Source organism: Sneathiella sp. (assembly GCF_036960985.1).
Classification (GTDB): Bacteria; Pseudomonadota; Alphaproteobacteria; order Sneathiellales; family Sneathiellaceae; genus Sneathiella.
Genome location: NZ_JBALWD010000001.1, coordinates 94,559 through 119,760 on the forward strand (window position 1 = coordinate 94,559; position 25,202 = coordinate 119,760).

General features: G+C 45.4%; 26 protein-coding genes. 14 read left to right on the top strand and 12 right to left on the bottom strand.

The features are described from left to right. Nucleotides 1-2: 2 nt before the first annotated feature. Both ada and V7723_RS00455 read right to left on the bottom strand, forming a co-directional pair. Nucleotides 3-1,061, bottom strand: coding sequence for a bifunctional DNA-binding transcriptional regulator/O6-methylguanine-DNA methyltransferase Ada (ada, locus tag V7723_RS00450; RefSeq protein ID WP_335682433.1), 1,059 nt, complete (start codon nucleotides 1,059-1,061; stop codon nucleotides 3-5). Nucleotides 1,062-1,156: 95 nt separating this feature from the next. Then, nucleotides 1,157-1,420 (bottom strand): hypothetical protein, encoded by a 264-nt coding sequence (locus tag V7723_RS00455; protein WP_335682434.1) that lies wholly within the window; start codon nucleotides 1,418-1,420, stop codon nucleotides 1,157-1,159. A 334-nt stretch (nucleotides 1,421-1,754) separates the two neighbouring features. Between V7723_RS00455 and V7723_RS00460 the strand changes: the two genes are divergently transcribed. Next, nucleotides 1,755-2,417 (top strand): hypothetical protein, encoded by a 663-nt coding sequence (locus V7723_RS00460; protein WP_335682435.1) that lies wholly within the window; start codon nucleotides 1,755-1,757, stop codon nucleotides 2,415-2,417. Here the strand turns inward: V7723_RS00460 and V7723_RS00465 are convergent. From V7723_RS00465 to V7723_RS00480, 4 genes are all read right to left on the bottom strand, one after another. Continuing rightward, nucleotides 2,406-3,560, bottom strand: coding sequence for a CCA tRNA nucleotidyltransferase (locus V7723_RS00465; protein WP_335682436.1), 1,155 nt, complete (start codon nucleotides 3,558-3,560; stop codon nucleotides 2,406-2,408). The genes V7723_RS00460 and V7723_RS00465 overlap by 12 nt on opposite strands. 81 nt (nucleotides 3,561-3,641) lie before the next feature. After that, entirely contained in the window at nucleotides 3,642-3,923 is a 282-nt protein-coding gene (locus V7723_RS00470; protein WP_335682437.1) for a DUF6111 family protein, read from the bottom strand. Then, nucleotides 3,920-4,546 carry a CoA pyrophosphatase gene (locus V7723_RS00475; RefSeq protein WP_335682438.1) on the bottom strand — a complete coding sequence of 209 codons (627 nt, stop codon included), beginning with the start codon at nucleotides 4,544-4,546 and terminating at the stop codon, nucleotides 3,920-3,922. Before V7723_RS00475 ends, V7723_RS00470 begins: the two co-directional genes overlap by 4 nt. Beyond that, complete coding sequence (locus V7723_RS00480; protein WP_335682439.1) at nucleotides 4,547-5,137, bottom strand: DUF1285 domain-containing protein; 591 nt, start codon at nucleotides 5,135-5,137, stop codon at nucleotides 4,547-4,549. Nucleotides 5,138-5,246: 109 nt separating this feature from the next. Here V7723_RS00480 and V7723_RS00485 point away from each other — a divergent pair, with 109 nt between their 5' ends. The 4 genes from V7723_RS00485 to V7723_RS00500 are packed head-to-tail and all read left to right on the top strand — an operon-like array spanning nucleotide 5,247 to nucleotide 12,008. Beyond that, a complete protein-coding gene (locus V7723_RS00485; protein ID WP_335682441.1) occupies nucleotides 5,247-6,245 on the top strand; it encodes an AAA family ATPase in 999 nt (332 codons plus the stop codon). 3 nt (nucleotides 6,246-6,248) lie between these two features. After that, nucleotides 6,249-7,148: a DUF58 domain-containing protein gene (locus V7723_RS00490; RefSeq protein ID WP_335682442.1), complete on the top strand. Its 900-nt coding sequence runs from the start codon at nucleotides 6,249-6,251 to the stop codon at nucleotides 7,146-7,148. A gap of 13 nt (nucleotides 7,149-7,161) precedes the next feature. Then, nucleotides 7,162-9,921, top strand: coding sequence for a DUF4159 domain-containing protein (locus V7723_RS00495; protein ID WP_335682443.1), 2,760 nt, complete (start codon nucleotides 7,162-7,164; stop codon nucleotides 9,919-9,921). Then, a complete protein-coding gene (locus V7723_RS00500) occupies nucleotides 9,921-12,008 on the top strand; it encodes a hypothetical protein (RefSeq protein WP_335682444.1) in 2,088 nt (695 codons plus the stop codon). The genes V7723_RS00495 and V7723_RS00500 overlap by 1 nt, the downstream gene beginning before the upstream one ends. Here V7723_RS00500 and V7723_RS00505 read toward each other — a convergent pair. Together V7723_RS00505 and V7723_RS00510 are read right to left on the bottom strand one after the other, a co-directional pair. After that, complete coding sequence (locus tag V7723_RS00505; RefSeq protein ID WP_335682445.1) at nucleotides 11,976-12,560, bottom strand: GNAT family N-acetyltransferase; 585 nt, start codon at nucleotides 12,558-12,560, stop codon at nucleotides 11,976-11,978. The two genes, V7723_RS00500 and V7723_RS00505, sit on opposite strands and share 33 nt — an antisense overlap. After that, nucleotides 12,548-12,709: a hypothetical protein gene (locus V7723_RS00510; protein WP_335682446.1), complete on the bottom strand. Its 162-nt coding sequence runs from the start codon at nucleotides 12,707-12,709 to the stop codon at nucleotides 12,548-12,550. Before V7723_RS00510 ends, V7723_RS00505 begins: the two co-directional genes overlap by 13 nt. Before the next feature lie 134 nt (nucleotides 12,710-12,843). Between V7723_RS00510 and V7723_RS00515 the strand changes: the two genes are divergently transcribed. Then, nucleotides 12,844-13,455: a flavin reductase family protein gene (locus V7723_RS00515; protein WP_335682447.1), complete on the top strand. Its 612-nt coding sequence runs from the start codon at nucleotides 12,844-12,846 to the stop codon at nucleotides 13,453-13,455. A 25-nt stretch (nucleotides 13,456-13,480) separates the two neighbouring features. Here V7723_RS00515 and V7723_RS00520 read toward each other — a convergent pair whose 3' ends face one another. Continuing rightward, the gene (locus V7723_RS00520; RefSeq protein ID WP_335682448.1) at nucleotides 13,481-14,167 is read right to left on the bottom strand and encodes a DUF1194 domain-containing protein; all 687 of its coding nucleotides are present in this window, start codon (nucleotides 14,165-14,167) and stop codon (nucleotides 13,481-13,483) included. Between the two features lie 172 nt (nucleotides 14,168-14,339). On the opposite strand from V7723_RS00520, the gene V7723_RS00525 reads away from it, so the two are divergent. The 3 genes from V7723_RS00525 to V7723_RS00535 all read left to right on the top strand — a co-directional run bounded on the left by V7723_RS00525 (nucleotide 14,340) and on the right by V7723_RS00535 (nucleotide 18,732). After that, nucleotides 14,340-16,355: an AsmA family protein gene (locus tag V7723_RS00525; protein WP_335682449.1), complete on the top strand. Its 2,016-nt coding sequence runs from the start codon at nucleotides 14,340-14,342 to the stop codon at nucleotides 16,353-16,355. 70 nt (nucleotides 16,356-16,425) lie between these two features. Continuing rightward, complete coding sequence (locus V7723_RS00530) at nucleotides 16,426-17,817, top strand: glutamate decarboxylase (RefSeq protein ID WP_335682450.1); 1,392 nt, start codon at nucleotides 16,426-16,428, stop codon at nucleotides 17,815-17,817. Nucleotides 17,818-17,826: 9 nt separating this feature from the next. Continuing rightward, nucleotides 17,827-18,732 (top strand): hypothetical protein, encoded by a 906-nt coding sequence (locus V7723_RS00535; protein ID WP_335682451.1) that lies wholly within the window; start codon nucleotides 17,827-17,829, stop codon nucleotides 18,730-18,732. An 18-nt stretch (nucleotides 18,733-18,750) separates the two neighbouring features. Here the strand turns inward: V7723_RS00535 and V7723_RS00540 are convergent, their stop codons facing one another. Then, nucleotides 18,751-19,152: a rhodanese-like domain-containing protein gene (locus V7723_RS00540; RefSeq protein WP_335682452.1), complete on the bottom strand. Its 402-nt coding sequence runs from the start codon at nucleotides 19,150-19,152 to the stop codon at nucleotides 18,751-18,753. A gap of 115 nt (nucleotides 19,153-19,267) precedes the next feature. Here V7723_RS00540 and V7723_RS00545 point away from each other — a divergent pair, with 115 nt between their 5' ends. Further along, on the top strand, nucleotides 19,268-20,473 hold the full coding sequence (locus V7723_RS00545) for an acyl-CoA dehydrogenase family protein (RefSeq protein WP_335682453.1): 1,206 nt from the start codon (nucleotides 19,268-19,270) through the stop codon (nucleotides 20,471-20,473). Between the two features lie 54 nt (nucleotides 20,474-20,527). Then, a complete protein-coding gene (locus V7723_RS00550) occupies nucleotides 20,528-21,271 on the top strand; it encodes a hypothetical protein (protein ID WP_335682454.1) in 744 nt (247 codons plus the stop codon). Here the strand turns inward: V7723_RS00550 and V7723_RS00555 are convergent. Beyond that, nucleotides 21,268-21,696, bottom strand: a complete 429-nt coding sequence (locus V7723_RS00555; protein ID WP_335682455.1) for a DUF1499 domain-containing protein — start codon at nucleotides 21,694-21,696, stop codon at nucleotides 21,268-21,270. The two genes, V7723_RS00550 and V7723_RS00555, sit on opposite strands and share 4 nt — an antisense overlap. A gap of 85 nt (nucleotides 21,697-21,781) precedes the next feature. On the opposite strand from V7723_RS00555, the gene V7723_RS00560 reads away from it, so the two are divergent. From V7723_RS00560 to V7723_RS00570, 3 genes are all read left to right on the top strand, one after another. Continuing rightward, nucleotides 21,782-22,450 carry a gamma-glutamylcyclotransferase gene (locus V7723_RS00560; protein ID WP_335682456.1) on the top strand — a complete coding sequence of 223 codons (669 nt, stop codon included), beginning with the start codon at nucleotides 21,782-21,784 and terminating at the stop codon, nucleotides 22,448-22,450. 79 nt (nucleotides 22,451-22,529) lie between these two features. Further along, complete coding sequence (locus V7723_RS00565; protein ID WP_335682457.1) at nucleotides 22,530-23,348, top strand: glycosyltransferase family 25 protein; 819 nt, start codon at nucleotides 22,530-22,532, stop codon at nucleotides 23,346-23,348. Between the two features lie 113 nt (nucleotides 23,349-23,461). Beyond that, nucleotides 23,462-24,235, top strand: a complete 774-nt coding sequence (locus tag V7723_RS00570) for a DeoR/GlpR family DNA-binding transcription regulator (RefSeq protein WP_335682458.1) — start codon at nucleotides 23,462-23,464, stop codon at nucleotides 24,233-24,235. Between the two features lie 4 nt (nucleotides 24,236-24,239). Here the strand turns inward: V7723_RS00570 and V7723_RS00575 are convergent, their stop codons facing one another. After that, nucleotides 24,240-25,142 (bottom strand): DMT family transporter, encoded by a 903-nt coding sequence (locus V7723_RS00575; protein WP_335682459.1) that lies wholly within the window; start codon nucleotides 25,140-25,142, stop codon nucleotides 24,240-24,242. Nucleotides 25,143-25,202 lie beyond the last annotated feature (60 nt).

Here is a 25,202-nt window from a genome sequence, read left to right on the forward strand (position 1 = left end):
GGCTAAGCGGCGCCCTCCCACTGACGTAGTGCTTCTTTGCGCTCCAGACCCCATCGATATCCATGTAACTTTCCGTCTGAGCCAATCACCCGATGACACGGAACGATTAGTGAAACCGGATTTGTTGCGCAGGCTCGTCCCACGGCGCGTGCGGATTTTGGTTGACCCATATCCTCAGCAATTTCCCGATACGTTTTAGTCGCGCCCGGGCCGATTTTTAAGAGCTCCTGCCAAACCCGACGCTGAAAGGCAGTGCCATACATATCCAATGGAATTTCAGGCAATGCTATAGACGATTTTTCTAAAAACGCGATGATATCCGTCGACCATTCGGACAGTTTTCCAACATCCGGTGCTATTTCAGCCTTCGGAAATTCTTCTCGAAGTTCCAACAGTAAATTATTGTCATTGTCTCCAAAATAAACTGCGCAAACACCAGACCGTGTTCCTGCGACTAGCATTCGCCCCAAAAAGCAATCGACAAAGGCATATGCAATTTCTGCTCCAGCTCCCCCTTTAGCATAGGACGCTGGTGTCATCCCGAGACGCTCCCTCGCCTTTTCATACAATCTACTTGATGATCCAAACCCGGCACCATAAGCCGCACCAGAGATGTCGTCACCTGAATGCAAGTTCTTCTTAAACGTCGACACCCGTAAATTGTCATAATAGTCAATCGGAGTAATACCCATAACTTTTTTGAAACTTCGCGAAAGATGATCTTCGCTATAGCCCGTTTCTTGAGCCAGAGAAGACAGTGAAATTTTCTCTTCCGGTTGATTATCAATAAAAGCTTCAATTAGCCGACATATCTGCCGCGTTAGAGAAAGCTTCGGATCCGCTATCTTGACCAAATCAGGCCGACATCGTTTACACGGTCTATATCCAGCAGATTCCGCTTCTTCTGCTTTCTCAAAAAATTTAATGTTTTCCGGTTTTGGGTTGCGAGATGGGCAAGAAGGACGACAATAAATACCCGTCGTCTTAACCGCATAAATGAAAAGCCCATCTTGTGCGGTATCACGGGCCAGAACGGCCTCTAGTTTTCTCTCATAATTCATTTTGTTTGCTCCGTATCAATCAGTGTTGATACGTAACTTAGTTCGTTGCTCAAAGTCGACCTATCCGGTTTCCGTGCCGATATTGATATTCGTCTTTACGTAGAAGTTTCTTCTAGTTTCGGATCTGTTTTTTCATCTTCTTCGGAGCGTTTACGCCGAATGATAATGTCACCATCTTCATTCATTTCGGGCATCTCATATTGAGGAATGGATTGAATAAATACGCCCAGTGCATCCATAAGCTTAGCGATACCTTCAACCGCCAATTCTTCAGGCGTGTTGTCATTTGATTGAGCAGATGCCGGAGCAGCCATAGACACAAAAACTGTCATCACCGAGACTAAAAGAACCTGTTTCATCACCTTCTCCTAAATTTTCCGCTAACAATGTGTCAAAGGACTGTATGTCCCTATTGATTTTGTCATTTTCAAGGCGAAACCTTCGTCCTAGTATAGCACACTATAACAAAAGGATTAGTCGAAACCCTGTCGGAAAGCATAAATTATCTTTGAACTAATTATCATTGTCGATTGGTCTGCCGCCTCAAAACCCGGGCCGAAGAAACCCACTTCGGACAGATGCTGGATCGCGTGGAGTGTCGGAACCCTTTGCCCCGAAGCAGAATATTTTCGCACCCGAGCAGATTGCATGTCCAGAATTTACGAGCTCCTTACAAAATACCCTGGCACGTCCTTGCTCGGCTTTGATTTCCCTTTTGGATACCCATTCAACAGTAGTTTAGGGGGTGGCCTAAGCGCCGCGCAAAATATTTCAAAGATCCTTTTTTCAGATCATAATGATGCCAACAATCGATTTGGCGCGGCTACAATTTTGAATCGAAGCATCTCTCCACATAAGGGGCCTTTTTGGGGCTGCCCACCTGCCTTGGAAAATCAATATTTATCGACAACAAAACCTCCGTTTCAGCACGAGCACTTTCAAGAATGGCGTATGGTAGAGCGATACCTTAAGTCAAAAAAGCACAGAATTATGAATGTATGGCAATTATTGGGTCAGGGATCTGTTGGCAGTCAAACATTAACGGGGCTCAAAGCACTTCATGACCTGTACATGCGACCCGAGCTAACGAATAATATTAAATTCTGGCCTTTCAATACCAAGTGGGATCAGGATCTAAGCGGAATCATTTTAACGGAAGTCTGGCCCAGCTTGAACGATCTTTCAGCGTATACACATCCTATCAAGGACGCCCGTCAGGTTATGGCTTGTCGAGACTGGATTCTTGAACATGAGGCGCGGAATACACTCAGCAACCTCTTTAAAGCTCCAGACCGGCTCTCCTTAAGTGATCAACAAAAATGCGAACAAGAAGAAGGGTGGATTTTAGGAGTCTAGCGACGGCGGCAAGACCTGATCAATCAGCAATTCTTTAGTTAAGGAAAATCCTGATTGAATCCATCGCTGCTCCATCTTTTTGAGAAGCAGACCCATTTCACGGCCGGGCGTGACGCCATAGGCAAATAGTTCTGATCCGGCAACAGGAAACTTAGGAAGTTGCCAGTTATTCGCTAGATCCGAAGAGGCTGCCAAATCGCGAATTCCCTCCTGCATTGCGCACAGAAGAAGTGTTTGGTCAATAAACCTTTGTTTCCCCAATCGATACAAATCAGATTTCCTTTGCTGCTCAGAAGAATGTTTTCGAATGTCAATGTCACACATACCCACCAATCGGGCTTCAAGTTTTCTCGAGAGCTTCAACTTTTTCGCAACTCTCCGCACCAGCTTTGTTTCTCCGCCTAACATACAAGCCAGGCGCTGAATATTATCGGTGTCAAAAGGCAGGGATAGCAATGAAGCCAAAAGTTCTATATTTGGAACGTCTTCCAAAACTGCTGTGAGAATTCGGTTTTCTGCCATCAGACTTACGGCTGGCAACGGATCAACGACTGCAAGTAACTGCAAAAGTTCTTTCTGTATACGCTCGCCGGATAAACATTCCAAATATTGAGCATTTTTCCGGCAAGCATCGATAGCTTCCTTGTCCGGATTTTGGTCACCAAAACGGGCAAAAAACCTAAAAAACCTTAATATGCGCAACCTATCTTCGGCAATACGGTCTTCAGGGTTACCAATAAAATGAACGCGCCCACCCGCTATATCTGATACACCACCCATTGGATCGTAAAGCACGCCTAAAGAATCCAGATATATGGCATTGATTGTAAAATCCCGTCGCGATGCGTCACTGTGCCAGTCTTTCGTAAAACGAACGTCCGCGTGACGGCCATGGCTTTGAACATCTATGCGCAGCGTCGTTATTTCAAATTGACGTTTGTTTATCACAGCCGTAACCGTTCCATGTGCTAATCCGGTTGAAATAACCCGTATAGATTTTTTCTCGAGTGCTTCAATTGTATCCGCCGGTATTAGATCCGTGCATATATCAATATCGTCGCTCGTTATGTCGAGCAATGCATCTCGTACACAGCCGCCAACGAATCGTGCTGTCCCCTGTGCCTCCGAAATTGCATCAAGCACTTGTTTTGTTTCCGGCCATCTAAACCAAGCCGGTGGGTTTGCCTGAAAATCTCTTTTTGGCGGCGTAACACCCATAGCTGATCAATTTTTGTCTTTAGCGGGAACTACTTGTGAATCGATTATTCTGCCATCCTCAAATTTCGGCGGAATATATTCTGTGCCGTCACGTGTTTCCCCGCTGACCGACCCTAGCACAATCAAGCTAATCGCCATCAGCATCAAGCCAATTACCGTCGAAACCGCGATAGATTTTCCGCGCCAGGTTTTATCCCCTCCTGCTCGCTTATTAAAATATAAATAAACTGCATACACTACAAAAGGCAGAATAAGCGGAATTACATGAAACAAAAGTCCTCTGATCATTCTAGTAATACTCTCTCTGAAAGGTCTTTAATCATCCCGGCGGTCGCACCCCAAATATAATAGTCATTGTAGGGTATGGCATACCAGAACCGCTCTATTCCATCGTGAAATCCGCTGTGTTTCTTCCGATTTCTTTCATCGAGTAAAAAGGACAACGGAACTTCGAAAATTTCGGACACCTCTCCGACTTCGGGTTGTAAACTGAAGGAAGGCTGCACCAAGCCAACAATTGGCGTCACCGAGTAACGTGTCACGGTTATATATGTATTCAACGAGCCGACAATTTCAACGAGGTTTGGATCAAGAGAAATTTCTTCTTCTGATTCACGCAACGCTGTTTCAACCGCGCTTAAATCTTCTTCCTCTGCCCGACCTCCCGGAAAACTAATCTGACCCGGATGCTTCGCAAGATGCGCAGCACGGCGCGTCAATAGCACCGTCAGACCTTCCTCCCGTAAAACAATCGGAACCAGAACCGCTGCTGGCGTATAAACTTCATCGCGTATGGGCGGACTTGCAGGATTCAGATCGTGGTCGCCCCGAAAAGTGCCATTCAGGTTTAACGCCGGCGCAATATTGTTTGGAACGGGCTCAAGGTTTTGGCGAAGTGTTTTTGTCAGCATCTAGTTATAATTTTCAAAAATTTCATCAACCGGCCCCAACTCAAAGAATTTGCTGCTACTCCAGAAACCAAATAGATTCTTACCATTTATCATTTTTTCTTCCGCTAAATTCACCAAATCGTAAAAAACCGCACGAGTAATCAATGCATCTAAGTTGGCCCGAATCCTAATATAGGGAGCAGGTTCTTTTGTTTCCGGGTCGATTTCAATTCGAAAAGGATGATCGTTATCCAGGATCACAAAATCGTCAACATTAGTTCGAAAACTTAATATTTGATCTGGACCGTCTCCTTCACGAAACATTTCGACGGCTACAAACGGAGCATCATCAACTGTAATACCTATCTTTTCTACAGGTGTGACAAGATAATATTTATCGTCTTCATCGAGCCTTATTACACCTGAGAACAACTTCACCAAAGGTTTTCGGCCAATTGGTGAGCCTAGATAGAACCAGGTACCGTCCCGCGCAATGCGCATATCAAGGTCTCCGCAAAAATCCGGGTTCCACAAATGCACTGGCGGATGCTTTTGCCCCTTTATTTGCTGAAGAATAGCGCTAAGTCCATCTTGCGTGCTTTGTTCTGTCATATTTTTGGCCTTAAACACATTTATTTTGATACTATATTTAGGATATTCGTCGCTGGCTATCAAATGCACACTTAATAATAACGGTTTACGATTGGATCGACATAGTAGCATGACAACCACATTTAAATCGGATCAACAAATACTGGAGAGAGTTAACGATCTTTCCGGAAAATTGAATACACTCAAAACAGGCATAGGCGAGTATATATTCGGGCAAGAAGAAGTTGTCGAACTCACCCTTGTTACTTTGCTAGCACGTGGACATGCATTGTTAATCGGCGTACCAGGCCTTGCAAAAACTCGTTTGGTGGAAACTTTAGGGGGTGTTTTAGGCTTGGAAGATCGACGTATCCAGTTCACGCCTGATTTAATGCCAGCAGATATACTTGGGTCAGAAATTTTAGAAACCTCGGAAAGTGGCGAACGATATTTCAAATTCCTGAAAGGTCCTATTTTTGGTCAACTTCTCATGGCAGATGAAATAAACCGGTCAAGCCCACGGACACAATCGGCCCTTTTACAGGCAATGCAAGAAGAAACCGTCACTATTGCGGGAGAAACCTACCCTCTACCATCCCCCTTCCATGTGCTTGCTACCCAAAACCCCATAGAACAAGAAGGAACCTATCCGCTTCCAGAGGCGCAGCTGGATCGGTTCCTAATGCAAATTGACATTGACTATCCTAACAAGGACACGGAACGACGGATTCTATTGGAAACTACCGGAAATGAAGAAGTTGTCCCCACTCAGATTATGTCACCACAGGATCTCAAAGATGCCCAGCATCTGGTTCGAGATATACCTGTCAGCGATAAAGTAATCGAAGCAATCTTAAAACTTGTGCGAAATGGCCGACCAGATACAACTGATAATGATCTTGTAGCCAAATACGTATCATGGGGGCCTGGCCCGCGGGCGAGCCAAGCGCTTGTCCTTGCTGCCCGTGCTCGTGCATTACTAGAGAACCGGCTAAGTCCCTCAATTGATGATATTGTTGTACTGGCGAAGCCCGTTTTACAACATAGAATGGCCTTATCATACGCGGCACGGGCTGAAAATGTCGGAATGGATGACGTTATTAGTTCTCTGACATCAACATTGGAATAAGGAATGCTGAGGCCTTCTCGTCTTTCCAATCGAAAACCAGATGAAAAAGCGGAAGCAGAGAAACTTGCTGAAACCCTTCCTGCCTTGATCCTTGCGGCGGAGCATTTGGCCAATGCCTATGACCTAGGTGTCCATGGACGCCGTCGTACGGGCACAGGAGAAGATTTCTGGCAGTTCAAGCAATATGGCCCAGATGACGCCGCGTCCAAAATTGACTGGCGTCAAAGTGCCAAGCGTGAGCATTTATTTATCAGGCAAAAAGAACAAGAAACATCCGAAAGCGTTTGGTTTTGGAGCGATAGCTCGGTCACGATGGATTACTCTTCAACACCAGAAACTGGCACGAAACAGTTCCGAGCAAAAGTCCTGACACTTGCCCTCGCATTGTTATTGACGAAAGGTGGAGAGAAATTTGGATTGCTTGGCCTTTCAGAAAAGGCCGTTACAGGGCCGACGGTTTTCAATACCTTTGCCGCCAACCTCGAAAGCGGTGAAGCAATACCCCTCAAGACGATGACCAAAAACATTAAGCTTCCGCAAAAAGCAACGATTGTTCTCATAAGCGATTTTCTCACGCCATTGGAAGACCTGAAAAACACTTTACAAGCCTTCATTGATTTGGGATGCAATGGAATTATTTTGCATATCGCAGACCCGGCTGAGGTTGATCTACCGTTTTCCGGCCGCACACGTTTTGAAGGCATGTATGACGAAGAAAGTCTAACCTTTGGGCGAGTAGAAATCCTAAAATCAGACTATCAAGACGTTTTCCGAGAGCATAAACGGAAGATTTTTGATCTCGCTAATAGTGTTTCTTGGGAATGTGTGTTTCACCGTACCGACGTTTCTCCTAGCGATGCCTTGGGCAAAATGTATGCAGCACTTTTAGTGAAAGGGGTGTGATGAATTGGCGTTTATGAGTTCCTTTTCATTCCTCTTTCCATGGGCGTTAACCGCCTTACTCGCCTTGCCCGTTATTTGGTGGCTATTACGTTTGGTTCCGCCTAAGCCAAAAACAGTCACTTTTCCCGCCATTCAATTTCTTTATCAATTAAAGAAAGAAGAACAGAGTTCGGCGACAACTCCCTGGTGGCTCCTTCTCCTTAGACTCCTAATTACCGCGTTAATAATTTTCGCGATAGCCAGCCCTTTCGTAAACTTGCCCGAGCATCAAGACAGAAATGGCCCGGCCGTTTTTATTATTGATGATGGGTGGAGCGCAGCAAATAACTGGACGGAAATTAAAACGACTTTTAACTCACTTGTAAATGATGTCACCCGAGAGCAACGCCAAATATATGTCGTGACGACATCACAGCCTGCCAAGGGCGTCAAGCCAACATTTAGGCCTTTGTCAGAAAAAGAAGCATTAGGAATTTCTTATTCCATTCAACCCAAATCCTGGCCTTCAGACCGAACTCAGCTCCTCAGTTTAATACCACAACTAAATTCTTTGGAAGACCCTGAATTTATTTGGCTATCCAGTGGTCTTATGCAAGAAGAAGATGAGGTGGGCCTCGCAGAATTTTTTACGGCACTTACGGAGATTGGTCCTCTTACAATATTCCAACAAGACGCTATTCAGCGACCGCCTATCGTTGGGACACCAAAAATCTCCGGCGAAACAATGGAAATTCCGCTTTTTACAACGAATGGTCCCCAGTTATTTAACGGCATTTTGACCGCGCAAACATTGGACGGGAAAATCCTCGCTTCCGAGCCAATAACAACAGATTTTCAGACTGGCAGTAGTTTTGTCACCCTAAACATACCCAACGATATTCGAAATGACATCAGCAGAATTGAGATTAAGGACGCTGATAATTCGGGCTCTGTTTTTCTTTTGGATCATAGGTGGCACCGCCGCCAAATTGGCCTTGTCAGTGCATCCCTCACCTCCATTGACCAACCGTTATTGACAGAAAACCATTATCTCACGCAAGCCCTCATTCCCTATTTCGATATTGATAAAATGCCTTTGGAGGAGTTGATTGAAAAAGACGTTTCAATGATTGCTCTTGGTGACACTGGCAATCTGCCCGACAATATTGAACGGTCAATAGAATCCTGGATTGATAAGGGAGGCGTTCTCATCCGCTTTGCCGGTCCAAAACTTGCGAACGCTGAAACAAGTTTAATTCCTGTTGAGTTGAGATCAGGCAATCGAAATCTAGAAGGTGCAATGTCTTGGGCGAAACCATCACAACTCGGAAAAATACCAGATCATAGCCCGTTTAGAACACTTGAAATACCAGATGATATCAAAGTCATGAAACAAGTGCTGGCCAATCCGTCCCCCGACCTACTTGATAAAACTTGGGCGCAACTTGAAGACGGAACACCCTTGGTGACGGCGCAAAAGCGCGGTAAAGGGTGGCTCGTTTTATTTCACATCACGGCAACGCCAGAGTGGTCAGATCTGGCAATCTCAGGACTATTTGTAGAAATGCTCCGAGAAATCGGAAATTTAGGCCAGTTCACTACTGAGGATATTGCCCAAAATAGAAATTTACCACCGTATAGACTTCTCAATGGATTTGGTGATCTGACCTTAGATATTGGTACTGCAGAACCCTTGGATACGGGCCTCCTCAAAAATTTACCGCTGGATGCTGATCATCCACCAGGATTCTATGGCAACGAAGATTATAAAATTGCCGTGAATGTCGGACATGAAAAAGCAATCTATCGGGCCATTGATCCCACCAGATTTAGTGCCGAAGTTAAACCATTTGATAGCGATGAAGTTATTGATTTATCAACCCCGTTGCTACTCCTTGCTATTTTCCTAGCCCTCATCGACCAGCTGATTTCTCTGTATTTACAGGGTAAGTTCTCCGGACGACGCCCAATTGCAACTTCTGTTTTAATTCTATTTGCCCTTAGTGCAGGTATTTTCGGACATCCACCAAAAAGTATTGCTCAAGAAACCGATATGACGACAGAAGAGAAAGTTCTGGCGGCGACCTTAGATACGCGGCTTGGGTACATTCTCACTAACAACGCTAAAATCGACGCAATGAGTAAAGCCGGGTTGACTGGTCTTGCTGCTGAGCTACGCCGGCGCACCTCTGTCGAAGCCAAAGCGCCTTTACCCCTCGATATCGAGCAAGATGATTTGGTTTTCTATCCAGTCATTTATTGGCCGATGACCAGTGACTTTCCGTTGCTTTCCAGCTCCGCTCTTTCCAAGCTGAATGATTATATAAGCGGCGGCGGAACCGTCCTGTTTGATACACGGAATCAAAATTCAGTAGGAGGTTTTGGTGCTGATTTATTTAACAGCCCAGAAAATATTAGATTACGTCAAATTCTGTCGAAACTAGATATACCGCGCCTGCAACCAGTGCCAATAGACCACGTTTTGACACGATCATTCTATTTGATGCAAAACTTCCCCGGAAGATATCTCAATGGGGAGTTATGGGTTGAAGATACAGCGGAAAAACAAGGTAACGATGGTGTTGCATCCGTGCTTATCGGAAGCAACGATTGGGCGGCCGCATGGGCTGTTAATGATGAAGGAAAACCTTTAGCTGCAATTGCATCCGGTGACGAACGACAACGCGAAATGGCCTTCCGGTTCGGTATAAATTTAGTAATGTATACGCTCACTGGCAATTATAAGGCGGACCAAGTGCATGTACCGGCCATCCTGGAAAGGCTTGGTCAGTAATGCCGGAAAACCTAGCTTACAGTTTGGATTTCAGTCCTCATATTTCTTTGGAATGGTTAATCGGTTTAGCTATTTTGTCAGCTGCTATTTTAACGCTCGGAATTTTACGCAACGCACGCGGATCTATTTGGCGGGGCGGTCTCCTCGCGCTTCTCCTATTTATGCTCGCAAACCCAGTTTTACTGGCGGAGAAAAGAAATTATCTCGATGATGTTGCTCTTATAGTAATCGACGAAAGCGATAGCCAGCGCATAGGCAAACGGCAAGAAGTAACATCGGATACTTATGAAAATTTAGTAGGACAACTTGAAGCCTTTGACAATCTTCAAGTCGAAACGCTTGTTTTTAAAAACGAAATATCTTCGGCAACAGGAGATGAGGATGGATCGCTTCTATTCTCTTCACGGCAAGATGCCTTAATAAATATTGCGCCAGATCGTATTGCCGCGACTATAATGATCACTGACGGGCAAATTCACGATATCCCAAACCTTGAAAATCTTTCTAAGTCGGAAGGGCCGATTCACTTTCTGCTTTCTGGCAACAAAAATGAAAAAGACCGTGTCTTGCAACTTGTCAAGGCCCCGGCTTTTGGCATCGTCAATCAACCTATCTCCCTTGTCGTAAAAGCGGAAGATTTTGGTGTTAGAGATCCAATCGCCACTGCGAAGCTTTCGATCATGCTGGACGGGCAGTTAATACAAAACCGGCCAATTCAAGTCGGTGAAGACGTCGAAATAGAATTGTCGTTGCCACACGGAGGGGCAAATTTTGTAGAGATAACGGTTGACCCATTGGATGGTGAGCTTACCGAAAAAAACAATACGGCATACGTCACCATTAATGGTGTAAGGGATAGGCTCCAAGTCTTGCTGGTTTCCGGTGAACCACATATGGGAGAGCGTGGTTGGCGTAATATTTTAAAGTCTGACCCCTCCGTCGATCTTGTCCACTTTACGATACTGCGGCCGCCGGAAAAGCAAGACGGTACACCAATAACAGAATTATCTCTCATTCCTTTTCCAATTAGAGACCTGTTCGAGAAAAAGCTAAACGATTTTGATTTGATAATCTTTGATCGATATAGACGTCGAGGCGTACTTCCTTCTACTTATCTTCGAAATATTTCTCGATATGTAGAGGAAGGTGGTGCGTTGCTAGAGGCCGCCGGCCCCGCGTTTGCAACAGCATTAAGTTTGTACAGAACCCCGCTATCTGATGTATTACCCGGAAGGCCAACTGGTTATGTTTTCAATGAAGGTTATGTACCGGCGATTAGCGATATTGGAAAGAGGCATCCTGTTACAGGCCAATTGAAACCCGATGACATAAATAGCCCCGAATGGGGGCGATGGTTCCGTATGATTGAAGCTGAAGCGCTTGCTGGCCAAACGCTCATGACCGGCCCTGATGATCAACCCCTATTGATACTCGAAAAACGATTGAATGGCAGGGTAGCACAGCTTCTTTCCGATCACGCTTGGTTGTGGGGTCGTGGTTTTGAGGGTGGTGGTCCACAATCCGAATTACTACGACGTGTTTCCCATTGGCTTATGAAAGAACCGGAACTTGAAGAGGAGCAATTGTCTGCGATTGTGGAAGGCGACAATCTGGTTCTGTACCGCCAATCTCTGGAAGAGGCGCCCGCCACCGTCACGGTGACCGATCCCGATGGAAATAGTTCCTTCGTCGCACTTTCACCAAGCGGCTCGGGACGGCAAACAGGCACCACGCCCATAACGACCAGCGGCCTATATACATTGCAGCACAATGACCAAAAATCCCTCGTCGCGGTAGGTGTTCTCAACCCTAAAGAACTTCATGACTTACGAGCGACAACCGACAAGGTTTTACCTGTCGCGAAAACTACAGGAGGCGGTGTCCGTTGGTTGAATGAACAAGGATTGCCCGATTTTCGAAGAACGAAACCTAACAATAGCCAGGCTTCAACATATTGGATGGGCCTTAGGGCAAATGAGAAATTCGAAGTGACAGGGTACAAACGACAAGCATTGTTGCCACCACTTCTTGGACTAATTTTAGCGATGGCATTTTTATGCCTCGGGTGGTGGCGCGAAGGACGTTAGTTTAGTTATTTCGGTTGCTGTTTCTTGCAACCTAGAAATCCGCCCTGCTGGTTGCGGACCAATGCCGCCGCCGCTAACTGTTCCCAAAACTCCGGACAAACTTCCACTTGTTAATTCTTTGACCAAAAACCGCCGATCTTCCACTGGACCCGGCAACGAGAGATTATTTTCTGCTGCACTAGTGAACCCAAATTGCTCATAATATTCTGGATCCCCAACTAGAATAACAATTTGATAGTCGAGATCTTTTGCAACTTGAAGGCTTTTCCGAATTAGGGATACCCCTAGCCCTTCTCCTTGGCGTTCCGGCTCAACGGCTATCGGTCCAAGTAGCAAGGCTTCAGTATGTTTTCCAATAATTATAGGCCAATAGCGAATAGTCGCTAAAAGTTTGTCACTTTCTTTGACGATAAAACTCAGCTCCCGTATTGGCTCAAGCTTCTCTCGAATTTTGTAGGCAGTTTTTTTAAACCGCTCCGAACCGAAGCATTTTTCCAATAAGGGCTCTATAAGTGCGGCGTCTTCTGGCCGTTCGTGAATTATCTGTGGCATGACGATTTTCCAATTTCCAAACTGTCTGGGAAGTAGGCCTCTTGGAGCGCCTGAACCGTCACGAAAATTTCGTTTAAGGAAGAATAGGCAATATCAAGCGGCGGCGCTGTAACTTGCGTCGGCTCGTCGTCGTCGTATGATCCATTCATATGCCATCCTGCCGATTTATCATAAGCCTGCGGACAAATAAAGAAATAATTAGCCGCTTGCCTCTGTGGAGGTGGCGCGATAGATTTCAAAGAAATAGCTGCCGCGCATAATAAAAAATAGTTGGAGAGACAGTATGTTCTATAAGCCATCCGAGCCACATGGATTGAAGCACGGGCCATTGAAAGCTATCATTTCGCCTCGACCCATCGGATGGATCAGCAGCTTGGACGAAGCTGGTGGGTTAAACTTGGCTCCTTTTAGTTTTTTCAACGCAATGGCAGAAAACCCACCTATGGTTGCGATGGGAATAAATGGTACTCATTCAGAAGGCGGTGCAAAAGATACTCTGCACAATATTGAAAAAACTAAAGAGTTTGTCTGCAATATGGTGACATACGATATACGGGACAGCATGAACACAACATCGGCCATGGCGCCGCGGGCTGTTGATGAATTTGAACTGGCCGGACTAACGCCCACACCATCAGAGCTTGTTAAACCGCCTCGCGTAAAAGAGTGCGCTGCCCATTTAGAGTGTGTTTATTGGCAAACGATCGAATTGCCGTCCAGCGACCCCAATCACAAAAACAATATGCTGTTGGGCCAAGTCGTTGGCATCCATATTAGCGATGATGTCATAACGGACGGTATGGTGGATATGACGAAATACCAACCATTGGCGCGACTAGGATATATGGATTATTGCTATGTCGAGAATACTTTTGCACTAAATCGTCCCGGATAAACTCCAACAAAGTATTTTTCAGGAATTACACTCCCTGCCAGGTGCTTCTAATTTCGCGGGCAAGTTTTTCGGCTATTGCTCTGGAAAAATCCTCAAATGTCGCCGCAATCTCAATAAAGGCCCCTATTCCACCTATCACATGGTCCTGATAGTATATCTCCAGATCCTTGGCACTGTCCAAAATAGGCAATCCATTGATAATTACACCCTTATTCACGATCCTATTCCGCGTAGCATCAGGTGATGGGCCTATCGAAACTTTACCATCGCCGGATATATCAATCACCTGACGCTGAGATATATTTCCATCTCTGGAGAAAAGCGCATATGCATGATCCAGAGCTTCGGCAATGGCCGTTCCGCCATAAGGAAACGCTCTTGAAATCAATCCAAGGTCATCTGCTAACGCCGCGGCTTCTTCCGGGCCTGAAATAACCCGCCAAGACATTACAGTTTTCTGCTGTCCCAGGCCCGCCCATTGAGTAACGGCAACGCTTATGCGTCCCATTGGCCCAGATTGTATTGCGTCAATGACCAGTTCATCGCGAAAAGCCGCCGCAACGCCTTGCATCTGCAGTCCATATTCATCCCAACTCACGCTGGAAGAGACATCTATTGCCAAAACAAGCTGAACATCTACTTCCGCCGCCTCAACGAAACGATCGATGCTCTGCGCAAAAATCAACGCTATCGCAACAGCAAGCCACTTCATATGAGATCCAGAGGGTTAAGGGTTGAGGGCATTGTAGTAAGCATTAGTGTATCAATTATAACGGCCAAATTGTGACACAAAATTAGTCTAACTTTTCCTGTCATATAATCAAATATATGGCATTATTCTCTTGAAGCCTAACGTTCTGAAGGAAGAGACAGAAAGGTCTGCTATGAAAAAAGCTATTATTGCCTTGGTATCGCTTGTGGTCATTATCGGAGCCGCAGCCGTTGCATTACCTTTTATCGTCCCGATCGACCGTGTTAAACAAGAATTGGTCACCGCAGCAAATGATGCCACTGGCCGGGAACTGGCTATCGATGGCGATTTCAGCCTGTCCATTTTTCCTACACTCGGTGTCAAAGCGTCTGACGTCTCTTTTAGTAATGCGAACGGCGCATCGGCCGCTAAGATGGCGACTATTGACAGCCTCGTGCTCGAGCTCGATCTATTACCGTTGTTAAGTGGCAAAATACAGGTGGATGAATTTGTATTAACGAAACCGGTAATCAACCTAGAGATAGACAAGAACGGCCAGGCCAATTGGGTCTTTGACGCAAAGCAATCAAAAGAAAATTCAACTACCGAAGCAGTAGAGACTGACTCAAGTTCAGGATCAATGAATCTTGGTATATCCGATTTAAACCTTGGTGACGTCCGTGTTGTTGATGGCTTCGTCAGTTACATAGATCTGAAATCTGATACTAAAATTGAACTAAGTGACTTAAATTTAGACATATTACTCGCCGGATTGGACGAGCCTTTTGAGGCGAAGGGAAGTGCTGTCTGGAATCAAGAAAAAACAGATATCGATGTTAAAGTTGGTGCCCTCAGGGCAATTCTCGAGAATCGCGATACAACGACAAATTTCAACATGTCGTCCACAAATTTCACCCTGAAGTATGACGGCGCTGTGACGACACTAGATCCACTTGTATTGGGTGGGGATGTTGTTTTGGATATACCATCCGTTCGCCAACTAGCAGCCTGGGTGAGCCAACCTATTGAAGCAGGAGGAGATGGATTTGGGCCTCTGAGCATCAGTGGAAAAGTGGGAGTGAATACTTCTAAATACAGCTTCACAAACGCAAAAATAATTTTTGACAAGATAAATGGTGCGGGGGATTTTACCGTTGATCTCGGCGGTGAAGTTCCTGATATAATTGGAAAATTAGCGCTTGAGACATTAGACCTCAATCCCTATTTGGCAGCCGAAAATCAGGAAACAACAACAACCTCACAAAAATCACAATCTGTGTCCACCACAGGCGAAAAATGGGATTCTACGCCGACCGACCTTAGGGGCCTCAACAACCTGAACGCCAAGTTCGATTTATCTGTTCAAGAAATCCTCATTAAAAAAATTAAAATCGGCGCCAGTGCTTTGGCAACCACGCTTAAGAACGGTATTTTGGATATCGGTCTAAATGAACTGAATTTGTATGACGGAAGCGGCAGAGGATCGATCCGAGTTGATGCAACAAACCCAACTCTAAAAATTTCGAACTCATTTACTATTGAAAGTGTGCAGCTTCAGCCACTTCTAACCGACGCGGCTGATTTCAAGAAACTTTCCGGCAAAGGCCTTGTTCAAATTGACACGACAACCGTGGGTAAATCTCAAGCTGATATGGTGAGCGCATTGAACGGTGCTGGTCAAATTTTGTTTGAGGACGGATCTATTTCCGGCATAAACTTGGCGGCGATGGCTCGCAACGTTGCAACCGCGTTCACAGATAACCAAGGATCCCAGAAAACGGATTTCGCGGAATTATCAGGCACGTTTGATATAAAAAACGGAATCTTGACCAATAATGATCTAACAATGCTCAATCCTTTCGTTCGGCTTTCTGGCGCTGGCACTGTTGAACTGCCACCGAAAACATTAAACTACCGCATTGAACCAAAATTAGTGGCGACGGCGGAAGGTCAGGGTGGCGCGGAGAAATCAGGCCTCGCGATCCCGATTAATGTTTCAGGATCTTGGGACAATCTTAAGTTCGCCCCAGATCTCGCCGGCGTTCTCAAGAACGTAACGAGCCCTGAAGGCGTCAAAGACCTAATAGACGGCGCGAAAGGATCCGGAGACGGACTAAAGGACGCTCTCAAAGGCGCGAAAGGCGGTGACGAAGAAGCCGTCAAAGGGCTATTGGATGCAGCAGGAAGCTTATTTGGTAAAAAGAAATAGTATTAACGCGAACCAAGATTAAGGGTAGCATCAGCTACCCTTTTTTTTTGCGCAGTAACAGGAGATTTTGATGACAGTTCATTCGAAAAACGACATCCGAGCCAATCTTTTTGATGATATATATGCGTCGTCAACTCTCCCACGCTCGATGCCCAAATATCGCATGCCGGACGAAGAAAATGATCCTCAACAGGTTTTTCAAGTCATTCACGATGAACTCCTTCTTGATGGAAATTCCCGACAAAATCTCGCTACTTTTTGCCAAACTTGGGTTGAACCGCAAGTCCATGACTTGATGAACGAGTGCCTTGGTAAAAACATGATCGACAAGGACGAGTATCCGCAATCAGCCGAGCTTGAAGCACGCTGTGTTCATATGCTCGCAGATTTATGGAATTCACCGGTTTCCGCGGATACTGTTGGTTGCTCAACCACAGGATCAAGTGAAGCTGCCATGCTTGGTGGCATGGCTATGAAATGGAGTTGGCGCGCCAAACGCGAAGCGCAAGGAAAGCCAACAGATCGTCCCAATCTTATCACCGGACCGGTACAAGTATGCTGGCACAAATTCGCACGATATTGGGATATAGAACTCCGGGAAATACCGATGGAAGAAGACCGACTGCTAATGACAGCTGCAGAAGTTCTTAAAAGATGCGACGAAAATACCATCGGAGTTGTCCCGACGTTAGGGGTAACCTTTACCTGCCAATATGAGCCTGTAGCTAAAGTTGCCGCCGCTCTCGACGACCTGCAGGCACGCACTGGCTTAGACATCCCTATTCACGTGGATGCTGCAAGCGGTGGCTTCCTTGCTCCATTTTGCGACCCTGACCTTGTATGGGATTTCAGGCTGCCACGCGTAAAGTCAATTAACGCCTCTGGCCATAAATTCGGTCTCGCTCCTTTGGGTGTCGGTTGGGTAATTTGGCGAGAATCCCAAGATCTCCCTAAAGACCTTATCTTTGATGTTAATTATTTAGGCGGTAATATGCCAACCTTCGCTTTGAATTTTTCGCGTCCCGGAGGTGAAGTTGCCTGTCAGTATTATAATTTTCTAAGACTCGGAAAAGAAGGATATCGTAAAATTCACTACGCTTGTTACGATGTCGCTGCGCATCTTGCGACGAAAATCAGTGATCTAGGCCCTTTCGAGATTATTTATAATGGTACAGGCGGAATTCCCGGCCTCTGCTGGCAATTAAAAAGCGATTGCGACGTCAATTGGAACCTTTTTGATTTCGCAGACCAACTTCGAACGAGAGGTTGGCAGGTACCGGCTTATGCCCTGCCTTCAAACATGGAGGAATTAGCCATTCAAAGAATATTGGTGCGACATGGTGTGAGCCGAGACCTCGCTGATCTCCTTTTGGAAGACATGAAAGCAGCACTGGAAAAACTTTCAAAACACCCAGTGTCTGTGTCATTGACCGCAAAGGAAGCGACCGGACATCATCACTGAGCTTATTTGATGGATGATCAACGATATAAGCCGAAAATAAAAACGGGAGGCCCCGGCCCCTTTACGACGTGGGTTGTTCAAAAGCATCCCATGTCAGGTTTTTTGCACCAAACCTCACGTCGGCGACGTAAAACGATTATGCCACCGGTGTTTCACACCCAACGTCATGCACCCCATGAGTTGATAAAAATGATCAACCACCATTGGTTTCAAATTTGGGCTACCTCGCATCTAAGCTGGTGGATAGCTGTTCTTTTCATGGTTGGTGCCGCTCATTTTGCACTTGCCAGCGCCCTATCCCTTTGGCCAGATCTGGCGGACACCAACCTTGGTCTCAATAGGTGGATCGGGGATATTTATTTTTTGGGCTCACTTTTTTTCACAAGCGCAGCCTACTTACAATGGATTCAGGCAGTCAATAGCCCTTTGACGACAGAGGGTTTGGCTGCGCAATATTCGCAACGGTCAAAAATAAAATATTGGGGATGGCGAAGCCGGGATCTGGGCTACCTTTCATCTGCGGTACAACTAATCGGTACGATTTTCTTCAATTTCAACACAGGTGATGCTTTAGTCGGTAGTATGGACATGAAAGATTACGATGTCGTTGTCTGGCTTCCCAATTTTCTGGGGTCTATTTGTTTTTTGCTAGCCAGCCAATTTGCCGTTATGGAATTCTCCCACGCTGCTTTTTCCTTCAAACCCAAACAAATATCCTGGTGGATTGTTGCAATAAACATGACGGGCGCAATCCTATTCATGCTGTCTGCAATTGTTAGTTTTATGTCATCTGGAAATTTACTGAATATCCCTTGGTTAGCCAACACAGGTACATTCGGCGGGGCGATCTGTTTCTTAGTCGCCGCCTATCTACTCATTCCTGAATTCTTTGAAAAAACAGAACGTCCAAATTGACGCTTTGGAGTTGTTAATTTATTTTTCACCGCGCGGTTTTCGCTCTTCAATAGCTCCTTCAGCTTCTTTCCAGGCACCAAATCCGCCATCAATATGGCATACATTCTCAAGACCCATATCCTGTACAGTACGTGTCGCCAATGCAGATCGCCAGCCCGCCGCACAGAAAAAAACGAACCGGTTTCCGCTCACAAACAACTCCCTGTGATAAGGACTTTCCGGATCCACCCAAAACTCCAACATGCCGCGGGGTGCGTGAACGGCTCCCGGAACTTGTCCCTCACGCTCCAATTCCCGAACGTCACGAATATCCACAAACGTCACGCCTTCCTTACCATGTAAGGCAAGAGCTTCGTCGATCGACAACGTTTCTATCTGGCTATTCGCATCTTCAACGAGTTGTTTGACGGTTTTTTTCATTTTTTTTGTTCCCGTAGCATCTTTTGTTAAAACGATCTTGCAAACTGCCCTATATATGATGTTACAATTTACGTGAACAACGCGCCAATGAAAAAAAATAAAACAGAGAGAACCCATGGACCTTTCATTCACCGCAGAAGACAACACTTTCCGTGACGAAGTCATCCAGTTTCTGGAAGACGATTTTGATGATGACCTAAAAACCAAAATGGCCGAGAATCGGAATAGTTATCTGCCGAAAGATGACCATGTCAGATGGCAAAAAGCGCTGGCAAGAAAAGGCTGGCTTGCTCCGGATTGGCCGGTAAAGTACGGGGGCCCAGGCTGGACCGCTACGCAGAAGTATATTTTTCAGACTGAAATGGCCAACGCAAATGCTCCGGGGGTTATACCCTTTGGACCAAGCATGTGTGCACCGGTGATCATGAAATTTGGTAATGAAGAACAGAAAAAACGCTTCTTGCCAGATATGCTAGAAACAAATGTCTGGTGGTGTCAGGGATACTCTGAGCCAGGCTCAGGCTCTGACCTTGCCAGCCTGCAGATGAAAGCAGAAGACAAGGGCGACCATTTCCTCTGCAATGGCTCGAAAATCTGGACGACCTTAGCACAATATGCCGACTGGATTTTCTGCCTCGTACGGACATCTACGGAAGGTAAAAGACAAGAGGGTATATCATTTCTACTGATTGATATGAACTCGGAAGGTGTCAGTGTCGATCCGATTCAAACCCTGGATTTGCCTGTTGCCGGTGCGCAAGAAGTTAATCAGGTATTCTTTAATGATGTAAAAGTTCCTAAAGAAAACTTGATTGGCGATGTGAACAAAGGCTGGACTTACGCCAAATACCTTCTCGAATTCGAACGTGGAAGCGCCTACGCTGGTCGATTGAAGCGCGGCATCGGGAAAATCCGAACCATTGCAGCAAAAGAAATCGATGGCGAAGAGCCTATGATCCGAAATCCTGCATTTATTGCGAAGCTTGCGAAGCTTGAAGTCGCCATTCAATCACTTGAAATGACAGAACTTCGAATTTTGAGCAAGTTGTCCTCGGGTCAAAATATGGGGCCTGAATCTTCGTTGCTGAAATGCCGCGGCACTGACTTGTATCAAGAAGTTGTCGCGTTGGCGTTAGAGGCCGTTGGCACACATTCAACGCCCTTTACACCTCTTTACCCAGGGCAAAACGAAGAGCCCGTTGGTGAAGATTACTCAAGCGGCGTCGCCCCTCGTTATTTTAACGCAAGAAAGGTTTCCATCTACGGCGGATCCAACGAGATCCAGCGGAATATCATGGCGAAGCTTATTCTAGGTCTATAGACGCCAGAATTTGTCCGCTGTAACACAGAAAATAAGTCAGCAAGATTGCGATTGATGAATACAGCGGACGAAACAACCCGAATATCCATGTGGTCCGGCCCGAGAAATATTTCGACGGCAATGATGCGTTCCTTTGGGAATCGATCTGATTGCCGCGGTGTAGATGAACCATTCTACGCCTATTACCTCACAGAAACCGGATTGCAACATCCTATGCGCGATGCCGTCATCACAAGTCAATCTAATTCCTGGCAAAAGGTTGTATCCGAACTAAATGGGCCGCCTCTACCAGGGTCGGCGCTGCTCTATATAAAGCATATGACTCACCATATATTGCCAGAGATAAATTTCGGAAATTTCTTATCCCACAAAAATTGTTTTCTCATTAGACATCCCCGCCTGGTTATTGCTTCTTATGCAGCGAAGTGGGATCAGATTTCTACAGAGGATATTGGTATAAAACGGCAGCTAGAAATTTTCGAAGGCCTACAAAAACTGTCCGGTGAAGTGCCAATCGTAGTTGAAGCAGAAGATATTCTAAAGGACCCACAGCGCGTATTACCAAATCTATGTACGTTGCTTGATATTCCCTGGCAGGCTCAAATGCTCAATTGGCCCGCCGGGAGGCGCACGGAAGATGGTGCCTGGGCGGACCATTGGTATGCTTCTGTAGATGCGTCTACTGGGTTCGCACCATATCTAACAAAAGAAGTCAGTCTTTCTGACGACCATGAAAGGTTATTGGCTGTTCAAATGCCTTATTATGAAAAGCTTAGGGCTCATAAAATTTCTGCTTAGAGAGAATTATGAAGTTTCTCAATCCAGGCTTTAATCCGATTTTCATTTACGTTGAAATCTCGATAACCGTAGTGCGCACGGCTAAATACAGCCAAAGTTGACCGTCCATCTGGCAACTCAATAAATCTAACGGTGATGGTGTCGGGATAACCGATAAGAGCAGAATACTGAACAAAATCTATTTGAATTTCACCCTGATTGTCGGATTCACTTAATTTTTCGGTTCTTTCTTGAGCAAGTACTACTTTCTCAAACATTTGGGCCAATTTTTGCGCTGACATTTCAAATTCAGGGCTAATGTCTTTTGCAGGATAAAGGCAATAATCTGCAGGGCACATCAAATAACTATTCGGCTTTCGCGGTTTTTTCAAACTAGCAAAATCAATATCTGGCCTTTGGACATTTTTTAAAATATTCTTCAACATTGTTCTTATCCAACCTAATTCCTGTAAGGAAGCTATCCATTTTTAGAGCCTATCAGGATGTAAATTGCAAGGTAAAGTGAGGAAGATGCTAATCCGCGAAGAATTTAGCCGCGAGAGGGTGGAGGAACTCATTCGCGAAGCACGCCGTCAAGGCCCCTTCCATGCCTTGAGCCATGACGAACGCGAAGCAACAAGACACGAATTTTTATTGCGCCATACTCAAGGTGAAGATCTTTGGGTATTCGGATACGGGTCGTTGCTTTGGAACCCGGCATTTCACTATGTGGATTGTCAACCTGCTCGACTTTTCGGATATCGCCGTAGATTTTGCCTCCAGTCTTCAATTGGACGCGGTAGTAAAGAAAAGCCGGGCTTGATGCTGGCGCTTGATCGAGGCGGATCCTGTAATGGCCGCGCCTTTAGAATAGAAACCAAGAAGATAGAGAGCGAAACGGAAATTCTATGGATGCGTGAAATGATTTCCGGATCCTATGACGCAAAAAAAGTACGCATGAAATTACCACATAAAACTGTCTCCGGATTGACCTTCATCATGAATAGGCAACACCCTAGATACATTGAAAAAATGGATATGGATACGACGGCAAGATTACTTGCAACAGGTGAAGGGCATCTAGGAACTTGCCGCGACTACCTCATGAACACAATTGCGCATCTCGAAGAAATGGATGTAAAAGATAAATACCTTCACCAGCTCGCTTCAAAGGTTCAAGAAATCGATTTTGCTATGTAAACCGTAGATTCTAATACCCTTGTATCGATGATAATTTTTTTCTACAAATATGCGTTGTAGATATAGGACACAGACGAATTTGCTTGACACTATAAAAGAAACCTTCCCACCGGTGTTTGTCATCAACCGAAGCAAAGATACGCATCGTCGATCAGACATGACAGACCGCCTGGGCGAAGTAGGTATATCACCTATTTTTATTGAGGCCGTCGATGGGTATGCCTTGGATATTTTGAATTTGCCAGACTATGACAGAGAAAAACGACGACGGTATTTTGCGAAAGATCTGGGGCATGGCGAAATCGGATGCTCCTTATCTCATCGGAAAATTTATGAGAAAATGATAGATGAGAATATAGCGTCAGCTGTTGTTTTCGAAGACGATGTCTTTGTTAAAAATAATCTGAAGGAGGTCCTTGAGGACATTAAAAATACAAAATTATCTTGGGACCTCATCCGCTTTGTTGGGCATGGCAAAGTATTCGATATTGGATATCGCCCGCTCGTCAAATTAAGAAATCAATATTCAATTGCGCGAGTTCCAACATCCCCCAGTGGGGCTTACGCTTATATACTCACAAAAAAAGCCGCCAAAACTCTAGTAAGCTATATGCAGAAAAACTGGGTGCCTGTCGATATTATTCACAGCCGCGCATGGGAAACCAAACTCGATACGTTCCTCGTTCATCCTTCTCCTGTCACGCCCGACCTCATAAGCCCGTCGACAATCGGCGATGATCGCTTTAATAAGCGCTCAAAAATTACTGGCGGAACGAAACTATTGCATCCCTTTTATCGATTTTGGTACAAACTAAGTAACGGTGTTGGCAAAAGACTGTTGTACATGACCACACGTCGCAGAGATCTTGAAATCGCAAAGAAACTTTCTCCTAAATAGAAACAGATGGAAAAATATTGCGCCTTAAGCGGCAATATTTTCGTTTTTTGTTTTCATTCATTTTCGAACATGCCTAAATTGGTATGGAAACGAAGCTAGGTGGAGGCATATGCGTGTATTTAAGTGAGCGACAATCAGAGATCGTCGAACTAGCGAAAACGAAAGGTAGAGTCCTTGTCGACGAACTGGCGGCACATTTCGATATTACCCCTCAAACAATTCGAATGGACCTTAATAGTCTTTGTAACGGACGCGTCCTAGTCCGCTTTCATGGTGGTGCAATTTATCCGGATGGAAAAGAAAATGTGGAGTATGAAGCAAGACGACAAATTGCTGCAGATGAGAAACGAAAAATTGGATTAGCTACCGCAAAAATAATCCCGAACAACGCCTCACTATTTATAAACATCGGTACAACTACCGAAGCGGTCGGCCAAGCTCTGGCAAATCATTCTGGGTTGATGGTTGTCACTAATAACATCAATGTTGCAAACAGTCTGCGACTTTACCCGTCAATTGAAGTCGCAATTGCAGGGGGAGTAGTTCGACGGTCAGATGGCGGCATCGTAGGGGAAGCAGCCGTTGATTTCATTAATCAGTTTAAAGTCGACTATGCAGTTATTGGTGCTTCCGCAATAGATTTGGACGGTTCTCTACTCGATTACGACTTCCGAGAGGTTAAAGTAGCGCAAGCCATAATCGCAAATGCGCGCCATGTCATTTTGGTCGCAGACTCCACAAAATACGAACGCCGCGCTTCAGTCAAACTAGGAAAACTCACTCAAGTAGATACTTTCGTTACAGACACAATTAGTGAGCCAGCGATACGCAATATCTGCAGTGAGGGGGATGTGACCGTAATTGAAGTTACGATGTCAGAAAATTAAACCCCTATCCTGATCTGGTCAAAATGACTCCAAACAATATAACAACTGCGCCGCATATCTGCACAAGAGATAATGTCTCGCCAAAGAATAAGACTGAGGTCAGAATGGCGACGACAGGGATAAAAAAGCTGTACACCATGCCTCTCGTTATACCGAGCCGCGCGATTCCGGCGCAATACCACACAAACGCCAACGCAGCGCCGAAAACAGATGTTGCAGCCCATGCAAGCCACCCTACAGGAGAAATACTGCTCCAATCCTGCATTGTCAGGTCCTGATACCCCGCTAAACTTAAAATAGTGGCGCCGAACAACATCGCCCAAGCCGTGACCAAGACTGGGCCACGACGAGAAACAATTGGCGCTGAGATAAAGGTGTAAATAGCCCACATAAATGACGCCGCCACGATCAGTAAATCTCCCAGCACGGATCCATAATCAATAACGATTTCGGTAAGGCTATTGTTAATGATAATCACAACGCCAAGAAAAGCCACGAGGATACCGCACCATGAGAGCAGGCTTGGTCGATTCCCCGAAATTGCTGATAACAATGCGCCAAATATAGGTGAAGTCGTTATTAGAATTGATGCTTTCGACGCACTTGTTAAATTAAGACCGTAAGCCCAACCTCCTTGAAACAAAGTTATGCCTAAAAAGCCGATAACAATAAGCAACCCAATTTCCCGCTTCTTAATCGAAATATCTTCCCTGCGTACCAACAGTATGAAAAATAAAAGGAGAGATGCCGCCAAATAGCGTGTCGCAGAAAAAACGACTGGCTCCATAAATGACAATGTAAATTTTGCAATAGGAAAATTGACGCCCCATGCAAGTACAGCGGCGATAAGAAAAAAATCGCCCCCTTCCAATATCGCTTTTTTTGGAGTTGTTTTGTGCAAAGCCATTGAGCCTATTTTTTTTCTTATTGTACCCCCATTTTATAAGAACCATACCGCTAATTCATT